This window comes from Acetobacterium sp. K1/6, from assembly GCF_034438075.1.
Taxonomy (GTDB): Bacteria; Bacillota; Clostridia; order Eubacteriales; family Eubacteriaceae; genus Acetobacterium; species Acetobacterium carbinolicum.
In genome coordinates this window covers 49284-68762 of the sequence record NZ_JAXQGA010000013.1, presented here as the reverse complement: position 1 = coordinate 68762, position 19479 = coordinate 49284, and the positions used below count along the sequence as shown (strand labels likewise).

At 43.9% G+C, this 19479-nt stretch carries 16 protein-coding genes; 6 read left to right on the top strand and 10 right to left on the bottom strand.

Translation table 11 applies throughout. The features are described from left to right. Positions 1-357: 357 nt before the first annotated feature. Positions 358-675, bottom strand: a complete 318-nt coding sequence (locus U2P91_RS12305) for a hypothetical protein (RefSeq protein ID WP_322519731.1) — start codon at positions 673-675, stop codon at positions 358-360. A gap of 231 nt (positions 676-906) precedes the next feature. Between U2P91_RS12305 and U2P91_RS12300 the strand changes: the two genes are divergently transcribed. Together U2P91_RS12300 and U2P91_RS12295 are read left to right on the top strand one after the other, a co-directional pair. Continuing rightward, on the top strand, positions 907-1242 hold the full coding sequence (locus U2P91_RS12300) for a PadR family transcriptional regulator (RefSeq protein WP_322519730.1): 336 nt from the start codon (positions 907-909) through the stop codon (positions 1240-1242). Beyond that, complete coding sequence (locus tag U2P91_RS12295; protein WP_322519729.1) at positions 1235-1906, top strand: hypothetical protein; 672 nt, start codon at positions 1235-1237, stop codon at positions 1904-1906. Before U2P91_RS12300 ends, U2P91_RS12295 begins: the two co-directional genes overlap by 8 nt. A gap of 89 nt (positions 1907-1995) precedes the next feature. Here the strand turns inward: U2P91_RS12295 and U2P91_RS12290 are convergent, their stop codons facing one another. The 6 genes from U2P91_RS12290 to lctB form a co-directional block, all read right to left on the bottom strand. After that, a complete protein-coding gene (locus U2P91_RS12290; protein ID WP_322519728.1) occupies positions 1996-2553 on the bottom strand; it encodes a hypothetical protein in 558 nt (185 codons plus the stop codon). 460 nt (positions 2554-3013) lie between these two features. Further along, positions 3014-4285, bottom strand: coding sequence for a nickel-dependent lactate racemase (larA, locus tag U2P91_RS12285; protein ID WP_322519727.1), 1272 nt, complete (start codon positions 4283-4285; stop codon positions 3014-3016). A 121-nt stretch (positions 4286-4406) separates the two neighbouring features. Continuing rightward, positions 4407-5948, bottom strand: a complete 1542-nt coding sequence (locus U2P91_RS12280) for a lactate permease LctP family transporter (protein ID WP_322519726.1) — start codon at positions 5946-5948, stop codon at positions 4407-4409. A gap of 7 nt (positions 5949-5955) precedes the next feature. After that, positions 5956-7356 (bottom strand): lactate dehydrogenase subunit LctD, encoded by a 1401-nt coding sequence (gene lctD / locus U2P91_RS12275; RefSeq protein WP_111889079.1) that lies wholly within the window; start codon positions 7354-7356, stop codon positions 5956-5958. A 1-nt stretch (position 7357) separates the two neighbouring features. Next, a complete protein-coding gene (gene lctC / locus U2P91_RS12270) occupies positions 7358-8614 on the bottom strand; it encodes a lactate dehydrogenase subunit LctC (RefSeq protein ID WP_111889078.1) in 1257 nt (418 codons plus the stop codon). An 18-nt stretch (positions 8615-8632) separates the two neighbouring features. Next, positions 8633-9436 carry a lactate dehydrogenase subunit LctB gene (gene lctB, locus U2P91_RS12265; protein WP_111889077.1) on the bottom strand — a complete coding sequence of 268 codons (804 nt, stop codon included), beginning with the start codon at positions 9434-9436 and terminating at the stop codon, positions 8633-8635. Between the two features lie 437 nt (positions 9437-9873). On the opposite strand from lctB, the gene U2P91_RS12260 reads away from it, so the two are divergent. The 4 genes from U2P91_RS12260 (at position 9874) to U2P91_RS12245 (ending at position 14626) form a co-directional block, all read left to right on the top strand. Then, a complete protein-coding gene (locus U2P91_RS12260; RefSeq protein WP_111889076.1) occupies positions 9874-10584 on the top strand; it encodes a FadR/GntR family transcriptional regulator in 711 nt (236 codons plus the stop codon). A 216-nt stretch (positions 10585-10800) separates the two neighbouring features. Further along, positions 10801-12543 (top strand): ABC transporter ATP-binding protein/permease, encoded by a 1743-nt coding sequence (locus U2P91_RS12255; RefSeq protein ID WP_322519725.1) that lies wholly within the window; start codon positions 10801-10803, stop codon positions 12541-12543. Beyond that, complete coding sequence (locus U2P91_RS12250; protein WP_322519724.1) at positions 12540-14201, top strand: ABC transporter ATP-binding protein; 1662 nt, start codon at positions 12540-12542, stop codon at positions 14199-14201. Before U2P91_RS12255 ends, U2P91_RS12250 begins: the two co-directional genes overlap by 4 nt. A 26-nt stretch (positions 14202-14227) precedes the next feature. Beyond that, positions 14228-14626 carry a YbaN family protein gene (locus U2P91_RS12245; protein ID WP_322519723.1) on the top strand — a complete coding sequence of 133 codons (399 nt, stop codon included), beginning with the start codon at positions 14228-14230 and terminating at the stop codon, positions 14624-14626. 156 nt (positions 14627-14782) lie between these two features. Here U2P91_RS12245 and U2P91_RS12240 read toward each other — a convergent pair whose 3' ends face one another. From U2P91_RS12240 to U2P91_RS12230, 3 genes are all read right to left on the bottom strand, one after another. Next, a complete protein-coding gene (locus tag U2P91_RS12240) occupies positions 14783-16513 on the bottom strand; it encodes an ABC transporter ATP-binding protein (RefSeq protein WP_322519722.1) in 1731 nt (576 codons plus the stop codon). Then, positions 16491-18311, bottom strand: coding sequence for an ABC transporter ATP-binding protein (locus tag U2P91_RS12235; RefSeq protein ID WP_322519721.1), 1821 nt, complete (start codon positions 18309-18311; stop codon positions 16491-16493). The genes U2P91_RS12240 and U2P91_RS12235 overlap by 23 nt, the downstream gene beginning before the upstream one ends. Positions 18312-18396: 85 nt before the next feature. Further along, positions 18397-19383: a helix-turn-helix domain-containing protein gene (locus U2P91_RS12230; protein WP_111889073.1), complete on the bottom strand. Its 987-nt coding sequence runs from the start codon at positions 19381-19383 to the stop codon at positions 18397-18399. Positions 19384-19479 lie beyond the last annotated feature (96 nt).

Here is a 19479-nt window from a genome sequence, read left to right as displayed (position 1 = left end):
CATCTGAAACCGATAACAATGAAATAATAAATCAGTTTTACATTTGTATCAGTTGCATCTAAAGCTAGTATACGCCTGACCTAATGAAATGAGTATGATAAATTTTAGTTATTCTATTTTCAACACCTAATCCTTCTTCCCATATTTGCATTATCACAATCCTGTCTCCATTTTTGATATAGGTTCAACTTGTTATTTTTATTCGTGATTCTATATCACTATTACTTTGCATTAAAAAAAGATGACATTTTAAGTGTCATCTTTTTTTAATCTACCCCACAATCACCGCCACCCCATCCGAAATTATAGCAACCATTACTTTATCATTCTTAAGAGGATTCACAGACCCCGTCAAATTTAATTTTTTTTACCTCGATCTTTAGTATACATTACTAAAGTAATCCCATTTAGTAAAATCGTTACTACAAGCAGCACTCCGGCTACAAAATTCACAGCGCCAGCGGTATCCATTAAAGCCGACCAGTCCTCAATCTTAACCAAATAATGATTGTAAATCACCTGAAAATAAATCGCAATCGCACAAGCACTAAGACTCAAAATAGAGCGCATCGACCAACTATTTTGAGTCTTATTTCTATATTTCAATAGGCTAATAATCGGCAGAACCCAAGCCACCAACCCTAATACCAGACTACCTATATTGAATAAACCCATTAATACGACACCTCCGTCTTTGATGCTACAACTTTACTATTGTCATTATACTTCATTTTCCAATGATTTTATAAATATTTTCACAGCTGAGTAGAAATTCTACTCTCCAGCCGCTATCTATCGAACATCTCATTTTCAAACTGTATTCTTTCTTGACAATCCAGCTATTATGTATTACCATGTAGATAGTAACTTGTAATGCATAATAGCATCGAAAGGGGGAAACCCGGTATGATCCCATCGCAAATGCTTAAGGGTACCCTAGAGGGTTGTATTCTCAAAGTGATCAGTTATCAAGAAACTTATGGCTACGAGATTTCTCAAGCCCTCCAAGAATATGGCTTTCAGGACATTTCTGAAGGAACGATCTATCCCCTGTTGTTAAGACTGGAAAAGAACGGACTGGTAACAACCCAATACCGGACATCTTCTCTGGGACCAAAGCGAAAGTATTTTCAAATTTCTTCTGAAGGAGAAATTGCCCTGACATCTTTTTTTGCAAATTGGAAAGAGCTGGAAAATGCGGTTAATCAGCTTTTTCAAAATGGAGGACAAAAACATGAATAAACGCACACACGAACTGAATCGTATTAACAATGACTTGGATAAACTGCTTGATCCCGAAAACGAACCCGCCATGACGGATATTGTCTGCTATCTGCGTGGTGCCAGTATCTCTTTATATAATCAGGAAATCATTCGACAGGATCTACTCGAAATGGTCTTATCCGCACAGGAACGAGGCGAAAATATTCAAACTGTCATCGGAACGGATTACAAAACCTTCTGCGATGAGATCATCGCCAGTTTTCCTCCAAAAAGCAACCAGGAAAAAGTGATCGATTTTTTTGACACTGTTTTCCTTAGTCTTTCCATTTTTTGTGCCATCAATATTATAATGGCAAACGAAACCCTTGTTTTGATCCACAATCTCATCGTTGGCGAACCGCTCAATTTTAACATCTCCATTACGTCTGGTTTAATCGTTTCGTTGCTGATTGCTTTAGTTGCAGCCTTCGCAATTGTAAACTTTATTATGAAAAATTCTTTCACCATCGGAAACCTCTTTCACAATAATCGGCCGACTGTTTTACTCGTTTTGGGATCTTTCCCAGTATTCCTGATAATTGCGTGGTTCGGACGAAACACCGTTTTTACTGTCAATATCTTTATTGCCTTACTCTTTTCACTCGGTCTCTATTTAGCCCATTGCGTTTTGTCCCGTCTCTGATAGTCATCACCAAAAATACTGGTAGTCCTGACATTTATGGCTCCCTTCGATAACAAGTATTTCATTGGTTTGAGTGTTTTCTTGCTTGTTTATATCCTCGCCAAGGCGTACTTGCTCATTTCATGGTTAAGCAACTTCATAATCGTCAACTCGTCGATCGCATCCGTTAAAGCGTTGTGTAACTCGCAGTATTCTGACTTCGCACTTAACATTCGGTATACGCTCTCCACGCCGTAGCCGCGCTTCAATCTGCCGGTGCCATAGCATTCGGCACAATCAGGAATGCTGGGATTGTGTTGTCGATATGCCGCCACCTTCATAATGTCATACCAGGCAAGATGTTTTAATTCTGGCAGATGACGATAGTCAAACGTGGCATTGTAAGCAAACATCGCCGTGGCTTGATGATCTGAAAGAAAATACCGCAATTCGGCCATTGCCTTTTCCCGTGAACACTCAAGGTCAGGTTTGATGCCGTTGGCATACAGTGCGTATGTGTACATCCCGCCGTGATCTTTAAACGGCGTGAGGATGTAATATCGTTTGTCGACCAACTCAAAGGTTACAGTATCGGCGATAACAATCCCAACCGACATAACAGCATCACCCCAAGTCGTCTCTGTATCAATGACAGCGAATTTACTCATTGTTTTCTCCTTTTTTTGCAATGCTCGCACTACTTTCCGTCAGCTTTGACACTATTTTATAATTATACGCCTCAACTACTTAATTGGCTAGCAGAAATCACTTTTTTCGCCACGCTGCTTACGTCTATTCACTTTATTATTTCCCATGATAAAAGCTAAAAGCACACCCAACAGGATATGCTCTTAAAGTTGTTCTCATGCTCAAAACTATTATACAGCTTTTGCAAATCATCTACAGCACCAACAAGATCCGCGGCCATTTCTCCGAGACCTACAATTGTTCATCTTTCAACTCATAAACATTGATCATAATCGATAGCTGTATGCCAATCCAATTTATAAGGCCCTGGCATTCTGTAGCAAGATAGTGCATTAATTAGCATATCCAGCTAAAACCCTAAAAAAGATGACACCAAAATGTCATCTTTTTTTTATTATTGTTTTCTTAGATTGCTTTTCGTTATTCCACAATAACCGCCACCCCATCCGGGATCACTGTAACTGTTGCTTCTTCATTTTTTAGGTAATCTCTGGCCAGCGCCAAAGCCTCATTGACATCCTTAGCCGGAGTCATTTGAAACGCTTTAATCATTGTTTCCGGTGCTGCTGAGATATAAATCACCTTGGCTTTTAATAAAATCCGCGCCAGAATCTGAGCCTCCCACTGATCGGGGATGGTTTCGTCTCGGGGGGTATTGACAAAGCCATTAAGCATCTTCTTAAGGTCTTTCTCATCTCTAAAGGTGTTAAAGAAAGCTTCTCCGCCATGGCCATCGTTGGACTTAGCCAACATGATGATCACCCCGTCTTGCTTGACAGCGGCTTCGGCAGCAGTCATGCCTTTTACCGCCTGATAGATGTTCTGATCCAGAGGATAACCACCGTTGCTGGTGATGACAATATCGCTGGGGGTGGCCTGAACCTTGCAGAGCTTTTCCAGAAACTCCCGGCCCTTGATATGGGCGACATCACAATCCCCAGCTACGGCATGAATCACTTCTTTTTCAGAATTGATCACCACATTGACGACAAAGGCCAGCTTGGCCGTTCTGGCGGCGTAGAGCATATCAATATGGAGGGGGTTTCCCTCAATGACGCCGGTGCGGGCTTTGGGATGGGCAATAAATTCGCCGCAATGATTGGCCAACACACTGACTCGACTGGCAATTCCCGGCAGCACGCTTTTTCGTCCGCCCGAAAAGCCGGCAAAAAAATGAGGTTCAATAAAACCTTCAGAAACCAGCAGATCGGCTTCGGCGGCCAACTTGTTGATAATCAGCTCGCCACCGGAAGGCAGCGTGCCAATTTTTACCAGGCTGCTTTCATCGCCTGAATCATGGACCACAATCTTCTCTGTATCAACGATCATCTCGCCAAATTTACCCACCAGTTCTTCACGAGTGGTCAGCCGATGAAACCCGGTGGCAATCAAAATGGTAATCTCGGCCTCGGGATTTCCTTTACGAATTTCACTAAGCATCAGCGGCATAATAATTTTACTGGGTACCGGCCGGGTATGGTCACTGGCAATAATGACAACCTTTTTTTTGTCAATCGACAACTGGCATAGCTTTTGCGAATCAACGGGATTTTGAATCGCCGCTGCCACCAGCTCGGTTTGGGATTGTTCAGGATGATAATCTTCAATTTTGGATACGAGAATATCGTTGAGACAGGTCTTATCCAGCTTTACAATCTGTTTTGCTTTTCCATATGGTATTCCAATTTCCATGGTCTTATCCTTTCTGATTAGGCGAAAGACACTAGAGAGGGTTACTCCCCCTAGTGCCTCAACTTCCAAGTTTGTCAATAAAGACAACTTATACTAACGATCTTTATTAAGTTTCTTACCTTTACCCAAAGGTGCTTAGTAACCCTTCAATTAGTGGGGCACCAAAATAAACCACCAGTCCGATGATTAAAACGTAGATGGCACAGACCTTCAGGGTTGCCTGAAGAATCTTTCCTTCGCTGCCGATGATGCCGGTAGCCGCAGTCGCGACAGCAATACTCTGAGGCGAGATCATCTTACCCGCGGTGGCACCAGCGGTATTCGCCGCGGCCAACCAGTAAGGACTCATGCCAATGGCGTTGGCGGCCTCGACCTGAAGCCCACCGAAAAGCACATTGGCTGAGGTATCGCTACCAGTAACAAAGGTTCCCAGGGCACCGATGAGTGGGGCAATCAGGGGATAAAAATCGCCGGTAACCAGTACTAGAATCTGGGCAATAACCCCGATCATACCACTGTAACCCATCACCTTGGCCAGGGCCACAATTGACATGATGGTAATCGCCGATTTAAACATTTGTTTAACCGTTTTTCCTAGAATCGTACTGATCTCTCCGAATTTAACACCTTGAATCAGTCCGCCCAAATAGGTGGCGATAATAATCAAGGTTCCCGGGGTGGCCAGCCAGTAGAAGGTCATCGGCTTGCCGTGGGCTCCGGTATAGATCTGAACCGTCGTACTGACTTGTTTTAACAACCCGTTAATCATCGGGAACAGGGATGAGCAGAGAATGATAATGGCAAATACCAGAATAAATGGCAGCCAGGCCATGACGGCCGTTTTTACGGGGATTTTTTCTGCATCTTTAGCCGCGGTATCCTTATAAAAGACCTTAGCCATCAAAATCATCACACCCATGCAGATTACCGATCCGACAATCGCCGGCAATTCAGCGCCTAAGTACTTGGCCACAAAGATCTGCGGTAAACCAAAAGATAATCCGGCCATTAGGGTAATAAAGAAAACACCTTTTAAAGCTTTCACGCTTTTCCCGGTAATCATAACCAGGATAAAAGGGATAACCACAATCATAACAAAAAGCTGGATCGCGATGGTAAAAGACAAATCGTTTACATTAAGCCCCGTAACTGATGCCAGGGTGCTCACCGGCAAACCGATGGCGCCAAAGGCAGTGGGAGTCGTATTGGCAATCAGACAAATAATGGCGGCGAACACGGGGTTAAAACCCAGGGCCGCTAGAATGCTGGCGGGAATGGCGACGGCGGTGCCAAATCCGGCAATCGCTTCTAAGAAACCACCAAAACCCCAGGCCAGAATTAATACCAGAATCCGCTGGTCTGTAGAAACCGAGCTCATCATTTTTTTAATCGTTTCCATACCACCGGTATGGGTCACCAGGTTATAGGTAAAAACAGCAGCGACTATGACCAGAAAGATTGGCCAGAGGGCCATGGCGGCCCCTTCAAGGGCGCCAGTGAGACTGTCGATGACTGGCATCTGCCAGACAAGAATACTTAAAACAACGGTAATTGCCAGAGCAATGGGACAGGCCTTTTGCCCGGGGATCTTTAAGACCCCCAGGGAAACAATTAGCCAGGCCACCGGGATCAGTGCAACAAAGAATAGTAACAAGTTATCCATGATTCACCTACATCTGACAGACTTTTTTAGGATTCAGCAGATTCTTGGGATCAAAGGTTTGCTTGATCCCGGCCATCAAGGCCAGATGTTCAGTTCCGAAATCATTAAGCAGATATTTTCGTTTGGCATAGCCGATGCCGTGTTCACCAGAAACCAGTCCGCTAAACGTCAGGGCCTTGGCGTACATCCGATCCATCGCTTCTTCGAGTGTAGCTTCCCATTCTTTTTGACCCAGCTTGTCCCGGCATACATAGATATGCAGGTTGCCATCACCGGCATGACCAAAGCTGGGGATCCGAACATCCATTTCCCGAGCCAGATCATGGGTAAATTCAATAAACTCGGCAATCCGGTTTCGGGGTACGACTACGTCGCACTCATCCATTTCGGTGGTGGATGCCTTAATGGCTTCGAGGAAGGCGCCCCGTGCCGACCAGACTGATTCTTTACGTTCAGCCGTATCGACAATATAAACATCTTTGGCCCCTTCAGACAAACAGAGGTTAGCGACTACTTCATATTCGGCTTCGACCTGTTCCTTGGTGTTACCATCAAAGGTTAGTAAAATATAAGCATTACTGCTGGAATCCGGAAATTTTTTCCCCAGGAAATCTTCGGCAAAAAGAATCGTTTGGCGTTCCATAAATTCAATCGCGGTGGGTATTGCCTTGGATTTGATAATCTTGGGGACAATCCCGGCGGCGTCGCTGATATTATCAAAGGGAATCAGCAGGCTTAAGGTCATCTTGGGCAGGGGCAACAATTTAAGGATCGCTTTGGTGATCACACAAAGGGTTCCTTCGGAGCCGACTACCAAGTCTTTTAAGCTGTAACCCGAGCTGTTTTTAACAATTTTTCCTCCTAATTCGATGATCTCACCGTTAGACAGTACGACCGTCAGGCCTCTTACATAATCCCGGGTAACGCCGTATTTCACGGCCCGCATACCACCGGCGTTGGTGCTGATATTGCCAGCAATGGTGGCGGATTTTTCACCGGGATCGGGAGGATAAAAGAGATCACTTTCTTCTACAAATTTGGACAGTTCCATTAGCAATACCCCGGGTTCAACCGTCACGGTCAGGTTTTCGGTATCCAGCTCGAGAATATTGTTCATTAGCGTGGTTTCAAGCATAATCCCGCCAAACAGCGGTACACATGCCCCGACCAGCCCGGTGCCGGAGCCCCGGACCACCACGGGAATATTATTTTCATAGGAATATTTCATGATTTTTGATACTTCTTCGGTGGAGGTTACCTTGATTAGCACCTCCGGATAGGAATGGATGCTGCCCAGCTCATCATGGCTAAAATCTTCGCCGATTTCATCACCCACAAAGATCCGTTCGGCGGGAATCAGATCCTTTAAAAAAGCAATATGCGCTGCTTCTACTTTTTTATAATTCATTTTAGATAACCATCCTTTCTGGTGTTTCTATGGCTTCAGGCATTGCCAGGGTTTTCCCTGCTTCCATGCTTTCGGGTTCGTCAATCATTTTTAGAAGTTCTGGCAGGACCTCATATAAATCCCCCACCATGCCACAATGGGCAATGTTAAAGATTGGTGCCTTAGGATCGTTATTTATAGCAATGATATATTCCGAATTCTGCATCCCGGCAGCAAACTGAACGGCACCAGAAATACCCAGGGCGATGATCAGTTTGGGTTTAACGGTTCGCCCACTGAGGCCAATCTGCAACCTGGCATCAAACCATCCGGATTCGATTCCGGGACGGGTGCAGGCCACGGTAGCGCCGATTTTTTGTGCAAACTCACGGATCATCTCCAGATCTTTTTCACATTTCACACCCCGACCAACGGCCACAATGGTTTCTGCTTCAGACAGGTCGACACCCTTTTCTTTTTTAATTACTTCCAGTACTTCGATGGCTGAGATCAGTTTGTCTTTTCCTATTTCCATCACTTCAATACTTCCCCATGGTTCTTTGACTAATTCTGGCGCAGTAAAGACTTTATAACGAACGGTACAGAACTGCGGTCTGGTGTTTTCAGTAACAATCTGGGCCATGATATTACCACCAAAGGCTGGCCGGATCTGAACCAGATCGGTATTCTCTTTCATTTCTAAAATGGTACAGTCGGCGGTGAGGCCAGTCCAGTAGCGGGCCGCCACGCGTGGCGCTAATGACCGTCCCACGTTAGTGGCACCGACTAAGATAGAAGATGGTTTAACTTTTTCAATAAAGTCTTCCAATACATTAGCATAAGGTTCAATAACAAAATCTTTGAGCTCCGGTTGGTCATAAACAAACACCTTATCGACCCCGTAATTTAATAGTTCATTGGCTTTTTCTTCAATATTAGTGCCCATAAATAGGGCGTACACTGGATGCCCGATAACTGCTGCCAATTCCCGAGCTTTACCAATCAACTCAAAAGTAACCGGATGAATCTTGCCTTCAATGTGATCCACATAGACGGTAATACCGCGGTACAGGCTTTTGTCAATGGCAACTTTTTGATCTTCTTCCAGTACTAGCACGCCGGCTGGTCCGTTTTTTAAACACATCTTGCACATCTTACAAGCGGCGGTAACTTCTAATTTAGCGTTTTCATATGAGAAGGCATCAAAGGGACAAATTTCTGCCAGTGCCTCAAAGGTTTCGCGATCGACATTTTCTTTGATTATTTTAATTCCTGCCATGATTTTTTCCTTTCTATCCTAACTATTTTTTCCTAAATATTTTTTTTCGGTTAAAATTCCCATCAGTGCCTCTGCCAGAACCTTGCCATCACCGGAAAAGCTTGTTTTTTGCACGTTGCTTTCTGGTGGGAAGATCCGTTCTACCTGGGTAGGAGAGCCGCTGAGTCCATATTTTTTTTCGTCATTATCGTACATATCTTTTAGCGTTAACACCTTAATTTCGGGATTTTCGGAGATTTCCAGTTTGCGTTTATAAGAAGGTAATCGCGGGGTATAAATATCCTTATCAACGGTGATCAGACAAGGGTATGGTACCCGCTGGATTTCCAGGGATTCTTCCATATTCATTTGCAGGGTCAGTCCCTTTTCATCGGCAACTAGAATTTTGATCACATTAGTAACGTGGGGAACTCCCAGAAATTCGGCCATTTCCGGGCCAACTTGGGCAGTATCACCATCGGTGGTCTGCTTGCCACAGATAATCAGATCAAAATCGCCCAGTTTTTTAGCACCCTGAGCTAAGGTATAGCTGGTCGCTACTACATCGGCACCACCGAATTTTCGGTCTGATAATAAACATCCCTCATCGGCGCCCATGTAAAACGATTCAAAAAGCACCGCTTTACTTTGCATCGGCCCCATTGACAAGGTCGTAATCGTACCGCCTAATTCTTCTTTTAAACGAAATGCCGTTTCCAAGCCATATAAATCATAGGGGTTCAGCTTTGATTCAACCCCATCCCGAATCAGGACCCCTGTTTCCGGATCAACTTCCACATTGGACGTTCCTGGAACCTGTTTGATACATACCAGTATTTTCATACTCACCCTCCATAAAATAAATTAAATTGACATTTGTAAGTGACTCATGAGCTTTGTGTTCCGTTTTGCAAATGCCTAATTATGCACATCATTATCCATGCGAAATTTTTTTGCTGCCGTTTTTTTGCAAGCGGCAGCAAGACACTGATCGCTCATTATAAATTTCGCTGTTACCTGTTAAACCCTCTTAAACCCATTCATAAACCGCTTGACAAAAATTCTGATAAAATTTGATAAAATTCTACTATCATTGGTCTAGTGGTCAGACCACTAACCTGTTGCCATTATATGCGTTTCGTAAATCCTTGTCAAGTGTTAAAATAACGTTTTCAAAAAAACTTTACGTTCCGTTTTTTTATCCTTTTGAATTTTAAAACCGGCTATGGTATAATAATATATTATGACTTTTATAAAATTGAATGAAATGAAGTGTTTAGATGTTTAAAGAAATTGCACACACCAAAATATATTTGCAGATTTACGAGCAAATTAAAGAAAATATTGTCAAAGGTAATTTGAAAAGCGGTGACCGACTGCCCTCTGAACGGCAATGGGCCGAGCAATTAGGCGTATCCCGGGCCACCATCCGTGAAGCCATTCGCGCATTGGAGATGATTGGTCTGGTAGTCTGTCAGCAGGGTGAAGGCAATTTTATTGCTGAGGATTTTGAAGATACCCTGACCCAGCCCCTGACCATTATGTTCTGGCTGAGCAATGGTCAACTCAGAGAGGTCCAGGAACTCCGCCGGGCGCTGGAAACCGAGGCGGCCAAACTGGCGGCCAAAAAAATGACCCCTGAACGTTTTGCCAGTCTTGAAAAACTCTGCGATGCCATTGAAACTGAAACCGATGAAGCTATTCGGGCAGAACTGGACAAGCGCTTCCACTATGAGATTGCCATGGCCTCGGAAAACAAGATGATTCATAACGTTTTATTATCGTCGGCAACCCTGATTGAAGCGTTGATCAAGGATATTCGAATTGCCATCTTAACAGATGAGGAACGCGGCCCGGTGATTGATTTGCAGCACCGTAAAATCCTCAATGCCCTAAAAGCTAAAGAACCCCTTAATGCGGCCTTTGCCATGTCTCAGCATATGGATCTGATCGACGGATTTGTGGCCGGATTAGAGATTGATAAAAATTGAAATCGTCGTGTTGTATGAGTTCGCTCATGCAACACGCTTTTATTTTTCCTCAGTATTCTTCCCCCCGTTCCCCCTCTTTATTTCAATCTGTCATGTTCTAATTGACAATTTCTTTATGAACCGATATACTTACAATAATTATACTTAACTAACAATGTAACCTTTATGTAACTTTTTTCATTACGACTAGTTTCCCAAAATGAGGAGAATTTTAGCATGCTCATCAATAAACGACTCATTCACATCGTTCCTGAAAGTAAAAAAATGATTACGACCAATGTTTTTTTTCAATGGACCGCCTTGCTTTGTAACATCGGACTCATGTTTATCATCGCCAGTGCTTTTGAAGCCTTGTATTTAAAGCAGTTGTTCTTTTATCCGCCGATTCCCATCATTTTAGTTACATTACTCTTGATACTAACGCGTTTTTTTTCAATACAAACAGCGATTCTTTTTAGCTATCGGGCGTCGCAATCTGTGAAAACAAGATTAAGACGAATTATTTATGAAAAACTCGTGCTTCTAGGTCCGGGATATTCTTTGCATGTTTCAACTTCCGAAATCGTCCAAACTGCTGTTGAAGGAGTCGATCAACTCGAAACTTATTTTGGTTCCTATCTGCCCCAATTTTTCTACAGCCTGATCGCACCACTAACCTTATTTCTAGTCTTGTCCTCGGTGAGTTTTTTATCGGCACTAATTTTACTTCTCTGTGTCCCATTAATCCCGATCTCCATTGCCCTGATTCAAACCTTTGCCAAAAAGCTTTTGGGTCAATACTGGAAAAAATATACCAACTTAGGCAACACCTTTCTCGAAAACTTACAAGGCTTGACGACCTTAAAAATCTATCAGACCGATTCCTTTAAACAGCAGGAGATGAATAAATCCTCCGAAGCCTTTCGCATCATTACCATGAAAGTTTTACGGATGCAGCTTTCTTCGATTACCGTTATGGATCTGATCGCCTTTGGGGGTGCCGCACTGGGGATTATTCTCGCCATTTTATCTTTTAAGAATGGCGAAATCAGCTTGAGCGGTTGTTTGTTGTTCCTGCTTCTGTCAGCCGATTTTTTTCTTCCCATGCGCCAATTAGGAAGCTACTTTCATATCGCAATGAATAGCATTGCCGCCAGCGAGCGTATTTTCACCCTGATTGATCTGCCCGAACCGATAAGGGGTACAAAATATTTTCCTGATCGCTGGAGTGCCATTGTTTTTAACAATCTCTGTTTTTCCTATTCAACACAGCTTGATACCTTACAACACATTGATTTGACCATCTCCAGAGGGAGATTTACGGCTATTGTCGGCGAAAGTGGTGCCGGTAAGTCGACCATTGCCGCTCTTTTAAATGGACGTTTGCAAAATTATACGGGGGAATTAAAAATTGGTGGGATCCCACTTCATCAAATTAAGCGTGATTGTCTGATGGATGCGATCACCTTCGTTGGTCCTCTGGCTTATCTCTTTAAAGGCACGGTGCGGGAAAACTTACTGATTGCCAGTCCTGATAAAAAAGAGGCCGAACTCTGGAAAGCCTTGGATGAAGTGGGCCTGTCCGGTTTTTTAAGAACTGAAAATGGCCTGGACACGCTACTTTTTGAAAAAGCAGCGAATCTTTCTGGTGGTCAATGCCAGCGCCTGGCCCTGGCTAGAGCTCTGCTCCATGATAGCCCTATTTACGTTTTTGATGAGGCTACCGCCAGCATCGATGTTGAAAGTGAAAACCTGATTATGAGACAAATCGAATCATTGGCCCAGCGTAAAACCGTTCTGCTGATCACCCATCGTCTGATGAATGCCCGTAATGCCGATACTATTTATGTGATGTCCCAGGGAAAAATCGTTGAGCAAGGTACCCATCAACAATTAATTAACCAGAATGGCTATTTTAAAAAATTATGGCATACCCAACATCCTCTTGAACAATGGGAAAAGGAGTGTACTAAACAGTGAAAAAACGAAGTGATTTTAAAATTGCCTTTAAACTGCTCTTTTTAGTAAAGCCCCTGCTTTTCTTTATGCTGTTGGCAGTAATCCTGGGTATCGCCGGTCATCTTATCGCAAGCTTTATCACCATCATGGGTGGCTATGCCATTGCGGCGCTGCTCCAATTTCCCGTTTTCATTTCAGTTACAACGGCTTTATTGCTGGCCGGGTTTTTTGCCGGAATACGCGGCTTTTTCCGTTATGGAGAACAACTGTGCAACCATTATATTGCTTTTAAACTGCTGACCCTAATAAGAGAACAGGTCTTTAAAGCCCTGCGGCGCCTATGTCCGGCCAAATTGGAGGGCAAAGATAAGGGTAATCTGATCAGTCTGATCACCGCCGATGTGGAACTCCTTGAAGTCTTTTATGCCCATACCATTTCACCGGTACTCATCGCTCTGGGCTACAGTCTTTTTATCTGTTTTTTTATTAGCAGTATCCACTTTTCACTGGGTCTTCTCACCGTCATGGCCCACCTTTTTATTGGTGTTTTAATCCCGCTCTGGGTCGCATCTTCCACCAAAAATGAGGGTCGGGCCTATCGTACCGCCGCCGGCCAATTAAGCGCTTATGTCCTAGAAAGCCTCCGGGGCTTAAGTGAAACCATTCAGTACCACAACAGTGCTGAAAGATTAAAGGAAATGGACCGCCAGGGTGCGCTGCTCTCATCCCAGGAAAAACGGATGAAGCAACTTTCCGGACGAACCTTATCAGTCTCCAGCCTGTTGATTCTGATCTCCGATTTTGCCATGCTGTTGCTTGCTTCCCAGTTGTATCTAAGCGGAACCATTGGTTTTGATGGACTGCTGATTGCCTTTCTGGCCTTAAGCAGCTCCTTTGGGCCGGTAATTTCTCTTGCCAATCTGGGTTCTGGTCTGCAAAATACCTTTGCTGCCGGCAACCGCATCCTTGATCTGCTTGAAGAGGCACCCGAGACAAATGAAATCGCTGGTCAACCCGCGGTCTCCTTTTCAGAGGTGAAAATTGAAGCGGCCAGCTTTTCCTACTACACTGATACCGCTATTCTCAATTCGGTCGATCTTGAGCTTCCACCAAATAAAGTTATTGGCATTACCGGCAAAAGTGGCAGTGGCAAATCAACCCTGCTTCGCCTCCTCATGCGTTTCTGGGAAGTTGACAGTGGCTCCGTTAAAATTTCAAATACGAACATCAATACTATCAATACCTCAAATCTGCGGGATCTGGAAGGTTTCATGACCCAGGAAACCCATCTGTTCCAGGAAACCATTGCAAATAACTTAAGGATTGCCAAACAAGATGCGACACCGTCAGAAATTGAAGCAGCCTGTAAAAAAGCATCGATTCATGATTTCATCCTGTCCCTCCCTCAAGGCTATCAAACCCCGGTTGGGGAGCTGGGCGAAACCCTTTCCGGTGGCGAACGACAACGCCTCGGACTGGCCCGCATCTTTCTTCATGATGCTCCATTATTTCTACTGGATGAACCCACCAGTAACCTGGATAGCCTCAATGAGGCCATCATCCTGCAATCGCTTAAAAAAGAGGGTGCTGGTAAAACCATTGTTCTTGTTTCTCATCGGCAATCAACCTTGAAGATTGCCGAAACCATTTTTTCCATGGAAAATGGAAGAATGAGCTGATCATTTTTAAATTTGGAGGCACATCAATGAAAATTAAAAAAGGATTCTATCTGATTCTGGGGTTTATCAGTCTGGCACTTGGGGCTATCGGTGCCATCCTGCCAATTTTGCCGACCACGCCCTTTTTACTACTGTCCGCCTTTTGCTTTACCCAAAGTTCCGAATGTCTTCATAACTGGTTCATTCAAACAAAGCTATACCAGAATAATCTAAAAACCCTGGTTAAAGGCCAGGGCATGACAAAGAAAGCTAAAATACGTGTTGTTTCAATGGTAACACTCACCATGCTACTGGGTTTTATCCTAATGGGTGGCACCGTCATTGGACGGGTTATTTTGGTTATTGTCTGGATCTGCCATCTGCTTTACTTTATTTTGGGGGTCAAAACCATTGCTGCCGAAACACCCTTCTCTGATACAAACTAGTCGTTAGAAAAAGCGCTGCATTTTAAAATGCAGCGCTTTTTCGTCATAAACTAATCTAAAGTATTTGACAAATTAACAGTTGTGCCCGGTAGGGGTGATCACAAATCGCCCCTATATAAACTATTTAAATCAATGGATATCGATTCTTTTATAAAACTATCGCTCATATTGGGCCGTCAGCATGGTTGCAAAGATGCCCTTTTTCTCTTTAAGTACCTGAGGACTTCCAGTTTCGGCAATCATGCCATCCTTGATGACCACAATTTTATCGGCCCCTAAAACAGTTCGCATACGATGGGCAATAATCAGCACGGTCTTGTTTTTTACCAGCTCGCCCAGGGCACTTTGAATCTTGCTTTCATTTTCAGCGTCCAGGGACGCGGTTGCCTCATCGAGCAGAATAATCGGTGCATCTTTTAAAATCGCCCGGGCAATCGAGATCCGCTGGCGTTCGCCGCCGGACAGTTTTTCGCCATTTTCCCCGATCCGGGTATCATAACCCTGAGGCAGTTGCTTGACAAACTCGTCGCATTGGGCCAGTTGGGCTGCTTTAAAAACTTCCACATCAGAGGCATCTTTTTTTCCCAGGCGAATGTTCTCCAGAACACTGGAATTAAACAGGGTAACATCCTGAAAAACGATCGAATAATGATTAAGCAGGGCCTCCGGATCAACCTGGGAAATATCATTGCCACCCAGGGTAATGGCCCCTTTTTCAATATCCCAGAAGCGTGCCGCCAGCTTGGCAATGGTGCTTTTTCCGCCGCCGGAGGGTCCCACCAGAGCGGTGACTTCTCCCTGGCGGGCAGTAAAACTGATATCTTTCAAGGTTTCTATATCATCCTGGTAAGAAAAACCCACATTCTTAAACTCGACATGATAGTGTTGCGGATTAAATGCGGTGATTCCTTCCTGCTTGGGCATCTGGGCCATCTCCTTCATCCGGTCGATACGGACATTTAAATATAAAAGCAGGGCCAGGTTATTCATCACTTCCATAATCGGGTTATAAATGCGGGCGGTAATGACCATAAAGGCCAGATAAGCAAAAACGTTAATCGTACCTTGAGCCAAAAGCGCGGCCCCGTATAACATCACACTGGGAAGCCCCAATTTAAGCAACACATAGGAAAGATTAATGGCCGCCCCGGTTAGCAGCTCGCTTTTAATCATGTCATTTTCAAGTTGATCAAGCAATCCACCCAGTTCTTTTGAAAAAGTAGCTTCCTGATTGTAGGATTTTATTTCCTGAGCGGAATCGAGCCCTTCCTGCATCTTGTCTGAAATCACTCTTTTGCTCTGATAAAGCTCGGTGTGCACCGTACTCTGGTACTTTCTGGACAGATAAAAAACCAGCGCCGCCACCGGCACAACCCAGAAAACCGCCAGGGATAACTGCCAATTATAGAAAAACATCATGATCCCCATCACCATAATTGTGATCACAGAGGCATAAATCTGGGGAACCGCATGGGAAAAAAGGGTTTCAATCTGGGTTGCATCTTCCATGATGGTTGAACTTAAATCGGCAATGTCCTTTTTCCCAAAAAAAGCCAGCGGCAACTTCCGTAAGGTTTCGGCCAGATTGATCCGGCTTTTGGCACTTTCCTCATAGATCTTGGTGTAGGCTGAGCGATACTGAAAATAAGCGATCGCAAACATCACCAGGAAAAATACCACCGCCATGATCACATAATACATTAAACTGTTTTGCGGTGAAGTCGCTGGTGATAACAGCACCTGCATGTATTCATCTAAAAAGATAAAGCCAAGAACCACCGGTGCCATAAAGGAAAATTCCATAACAATTGTCCAGATTATGGCCTTAAAAAGATCGCTAGCCCCTTTTTCCGACATGGCATATTTATTTTGAAAGTATTTGATCATCTTGACCTCCATTGTTTGCACTGCGGGCGTCAATTTTCCACGCCACGGTTTGTTGATATTCATCCCACATTCTTCGGTAACAACCGCCTCGCTCCAGCAAGTCCTGATGACTGCCCTGCTCGACGATTCGACCATTGTCAATCACTAGAATCCGATCCACATTTTGAACGCTGGTCAGGCGGTGAGCGATCATCAGTGTTGTTTTTCCCTTGCTCAGGGCTTTAAGGGCTTTCTGGATTAAATGCTCATTTTCCGGATCGGCAAAGGCAGTGGCTTCATCGAGCAGCACAATTGGCGCATCCTTGACCATGGCCCGGGCAATCGCAATCCGTTGTTGCTCACCGCCGGAAAGGTAGGTCCCTTTTGCCCCGATCACGGTATTCATACCCCCGGGAAGGTGATCAATGATTTCCCGCGACTGCGATAAATCAATGGCGCGGTTAATTGTTTCGGCACTAACGCCTTCTTTCCCGAAGACAATGTTTTCTTTTAATGTGGTCTTAAAAAGCTTGGTGTTCTGGAAAACCAGAGCAATCTTATCCATTAGTTCGTTTTTGGGAATCGCTTTGACATTAATTCCGCCGACTAGCACTTCCCCCGCATCGACATCCCAAAACCGGGCTGCCAGCCGGGCAATCGTGGTTTTTCCGCCACCAGAGGCCCCAACTAAAGCCATGGTTTCTCCTGGTTTTAATTTAAAACTGATTTTATCAATGGCTTTTTTATCGGCCCCTTGATAGGAAAACACCACGTCTTTAAATTCCAGACTGTATTCTTCGATGCGTTCGGTTTTTTTTGCCTCCGCCATTGCCGGATATTGAATCAGGTGATCAAACCGATCGATGGCCTGTTCGGCAATCATGGTGTTTTGCTGAAAGTGCATGGATTTCATTAGCAGCATCGAAAATATCGGCGTGAGCAATAAATAAAAAATAAAATCTGCCAACACCATCGGCAGGCTATCCCCTCTGCCAATGAGCAAAATTGCCATCGGGATCAGAAAAAAAACGGCCGACTGCATCACCACGGTATAAAACGACATCGGTTTTTGCCAGAGTCGGGTGTAGGCCGCTACCATCTCTTTATATTTAACAATACTGTCATAAAACCGCTTAAACGAAAAAATGCTTTGACCAAAGGTTTTCACTACCGGAATGCCGCGAATGTATTCCACCGACTCCGAGCTCATTTCTTCCAGGGCATCATAATAGCGCTTCTGAAATTCCTTGCCCTTATCGCTCATCATAAAGCTCATAGTGATAAAACCAATTATAATCGGAATCATCGAAGCCAAACCCATCCGCCAGTCGACCGTAAAAATCAGTACGATCAGTACAATAGGAGAAACCACGCTGCCAGCAATGTCCGGCAATTGATGGGCTAAAAAGCCGTGGGTTGTGGCGGCACCATCATTGACAATCTTTCTGATTTTCCCACTGGAATGCTGATCAAAAAAGCCCAGCGGCATGGCCATAATTCTTTCCATACCCAGCTTCTGCATTCCGATTTCGACATGAAAAGCCGCCAGATGAGAGCTTAACAACGACAAAAAATAAATAACCACGCCCAATATGGCGCACCCCAATGCCAGCCAGGCATAAAAATCGATATTGCTCAGCTGGGTCATCTGCGGATTTAACAACAGCTCCCGGGTAATGAACCAGACAAACACAAAAGGTACAATATTAAGCACCGCTGATAAGCCTGACAAGATCAGCGATACGGGCAAAAGCACTTTCTTTCTTCCCATATAGGGAGTAAACCTTTTTAAAATAAACTTCTTTTTTTCTGTGTGCATACGTTTATCCTTTCTTTTTCCAAAAAGTACAGCCTTGTTAGGAATTCCTAACAAGGCTGATTATATGCATTCTATCTCCCCTTCTCTACTCCAACCGGATGCTTCCGACTCCAATTAGACAATTTTTTTTATATTGCATTGGTGATACGGCCAACTCCTTTTTAAAGGCGGCAGCGAATTTGCTGGCATTACTGTAACCCACTCGCCCGGCAATTTCAGTGACATTTTCTTTTCCTTCTAAGAGCATCTGGGCGGCAATCTGCATGCGATAGCCCCGGACAAAAGAAAAAATGGTTGTGCCATAGACCCCTTTAAAACAGGTTTTCATGGCCGTTAATGAAATACCAAATTGGCGCGAAAGCTCATTTAAGGTAAATTGCTGATCCAGATGACTAACCAGATAGTGCTTGATCTGTTTAACACACTCCACCTGAACACGACTTAAATATTGCGGCACCTCAAAATTCTGACTGACATCAACGGTGCTAAGAAACAAAAACAGCTCCAAAATTTTTAATTTAAAATACCCCCGTTTAATTTCATTCGGAACGGTGTAAAGCTCCGAAAAAATATGATTAATCGCTGTCGTAGCCCGCATAATAAAACAATGATCCCCGAAACAGAGCCGCTCCCGCAACGCATAAAGATCGATTTCGATATCCTCCATCAAATGATTCGAAAGTGTTTTGGCCGCTTCTAAATCAATCACCACCGAAATGCCGTAATAATGCTCCAGCGGAAAACTGGAATTTTTTGTCCGCCTTCCTAACATATTGACGGAAAAATCTCCCTCTTTCAAATAAACAAAGGATCCATCCTGCAATTCCGTTTCAAAACGTCCCTGATTACAATGATTGATTTCCATGACATTTTTTTTGGGATACCGATTGTCAAAACACTCCCCCATCTTAAAGTCATTATAGGTCAGCTCAATTCCCGGAAAGACCTCATAGCTTGTCATGGTTCCCTTTCCGTTTTCTGCAAAAAATTCATAAACGGTACAGTGTTCGTTTATCGCTACTATTTTTATATTGCTATGATAGTGTTTTAAATTCTCAAATAGAAACCCCATTTCAGTCCCTCCATTATTGTTATATAAGTATAACACTTTTCTAAGAAGAATCACAAGCTTTTCATTTAATTGACATCAAAAAATTTAATAACTCTT

Coding starts and splice junctions, on each gene's coding strand:
- U2P91_RS12305 (WP_322519731.1), bottom strand. CDS start 675: ATGGGTTTATTCAATATAGGTAGTCTGGTATTAGGGTTGGTGGCTTGG.
- U2P91_RS12300 (WP_322519730.1), top strand. CDS start 907: ATGATCCCATCGCAAATGCTTAAGGGTACCCTAGAGGGTTGTATTCTC.
- U2P91_RS12295 (WP_322519729.1), top strand. CDS start 1,235: ATGAATAAACGCACACACGAACTGAATCGTATTAACAATGACTTGGAT.
- U2P91_RS12290 (WP_322519728.1), bottom strand. CDS start 2,553: ATGAGTAAATTCGCTGTCATTGATACAGAGACGACTTGGGGTGATGCT.
- larA (WP_322519727.1), bottom strand. CDS start 4,285: ATGGAAATTGGAATACCATATGGAAAAGCAAAACAGATTGTAAAGCTG.
- U2P91_RS12280 (WP_322519726.1), bottom strand. CDS start 5,948: ATGGATAACTTGTTACTATTCTTTGTTGCACTGATCCCGGTGGCCTGG.
- lctD (WP_111889079.1), bottom strand. CDS start 7,356: ATGAATTATAAAAAAGTAGAAGCAGCGCATATTGCTTTTTTAAAGGAT.
- lctC (WP_111889078.1), bottom strand. CDS start 8,614: ATGGCAGGAATTAAAATAATCAAAGAAAATGTCGATCGCGAAACCTTT.
- lctB (WP_111889077.1), bottom strand. CDS start 9,436: ATGAAAATACTGGTATGTATCAAACAGGTTCCAGGAACGTCCAATGTG.
- U2P91_RS12260 (WP_111889076.1), top strand. CDS start 9,874: ATGTTTAAAGAAATTGCACACACCAAAATATATTTGCAGATTTACGAG.
- U2P91_RS12255 (WP_322519725.1), top strand. CDS start 10,801: ATGCTCATCAATAAACGACTCATTCACATCGTTCCTGAAAGTAAAAAA.
- U2P91_RS12245 (WP_322519723.1), top strand. CDS start 14,228: ATGAAAATTAAAAAAGGATTCTATCTGATTCTGGGGTTTATCAGTCTG.
- U2P91_RS12240 (WP_322519722.1), bottom strand. CDS start 16,513: ATGATCAAATACTTTCAAAATAAATATGCCATGTCGGAAAAAGGGGCT.
- U2P91_RS12235 (WP_322519721.1), bottom strand. CDS start 18,311: ATGCACACAGAAAAAAAGAAGTTTATTTTAAAAAGGTTTACTCCCTAT.
- U2P91_RS12230 (WP_111889073.1), bottom strand. CDS start 19,383: ATGGGGTTTCTATTTGAGAATTTAAAACACTATCATAGCAATATAAAA.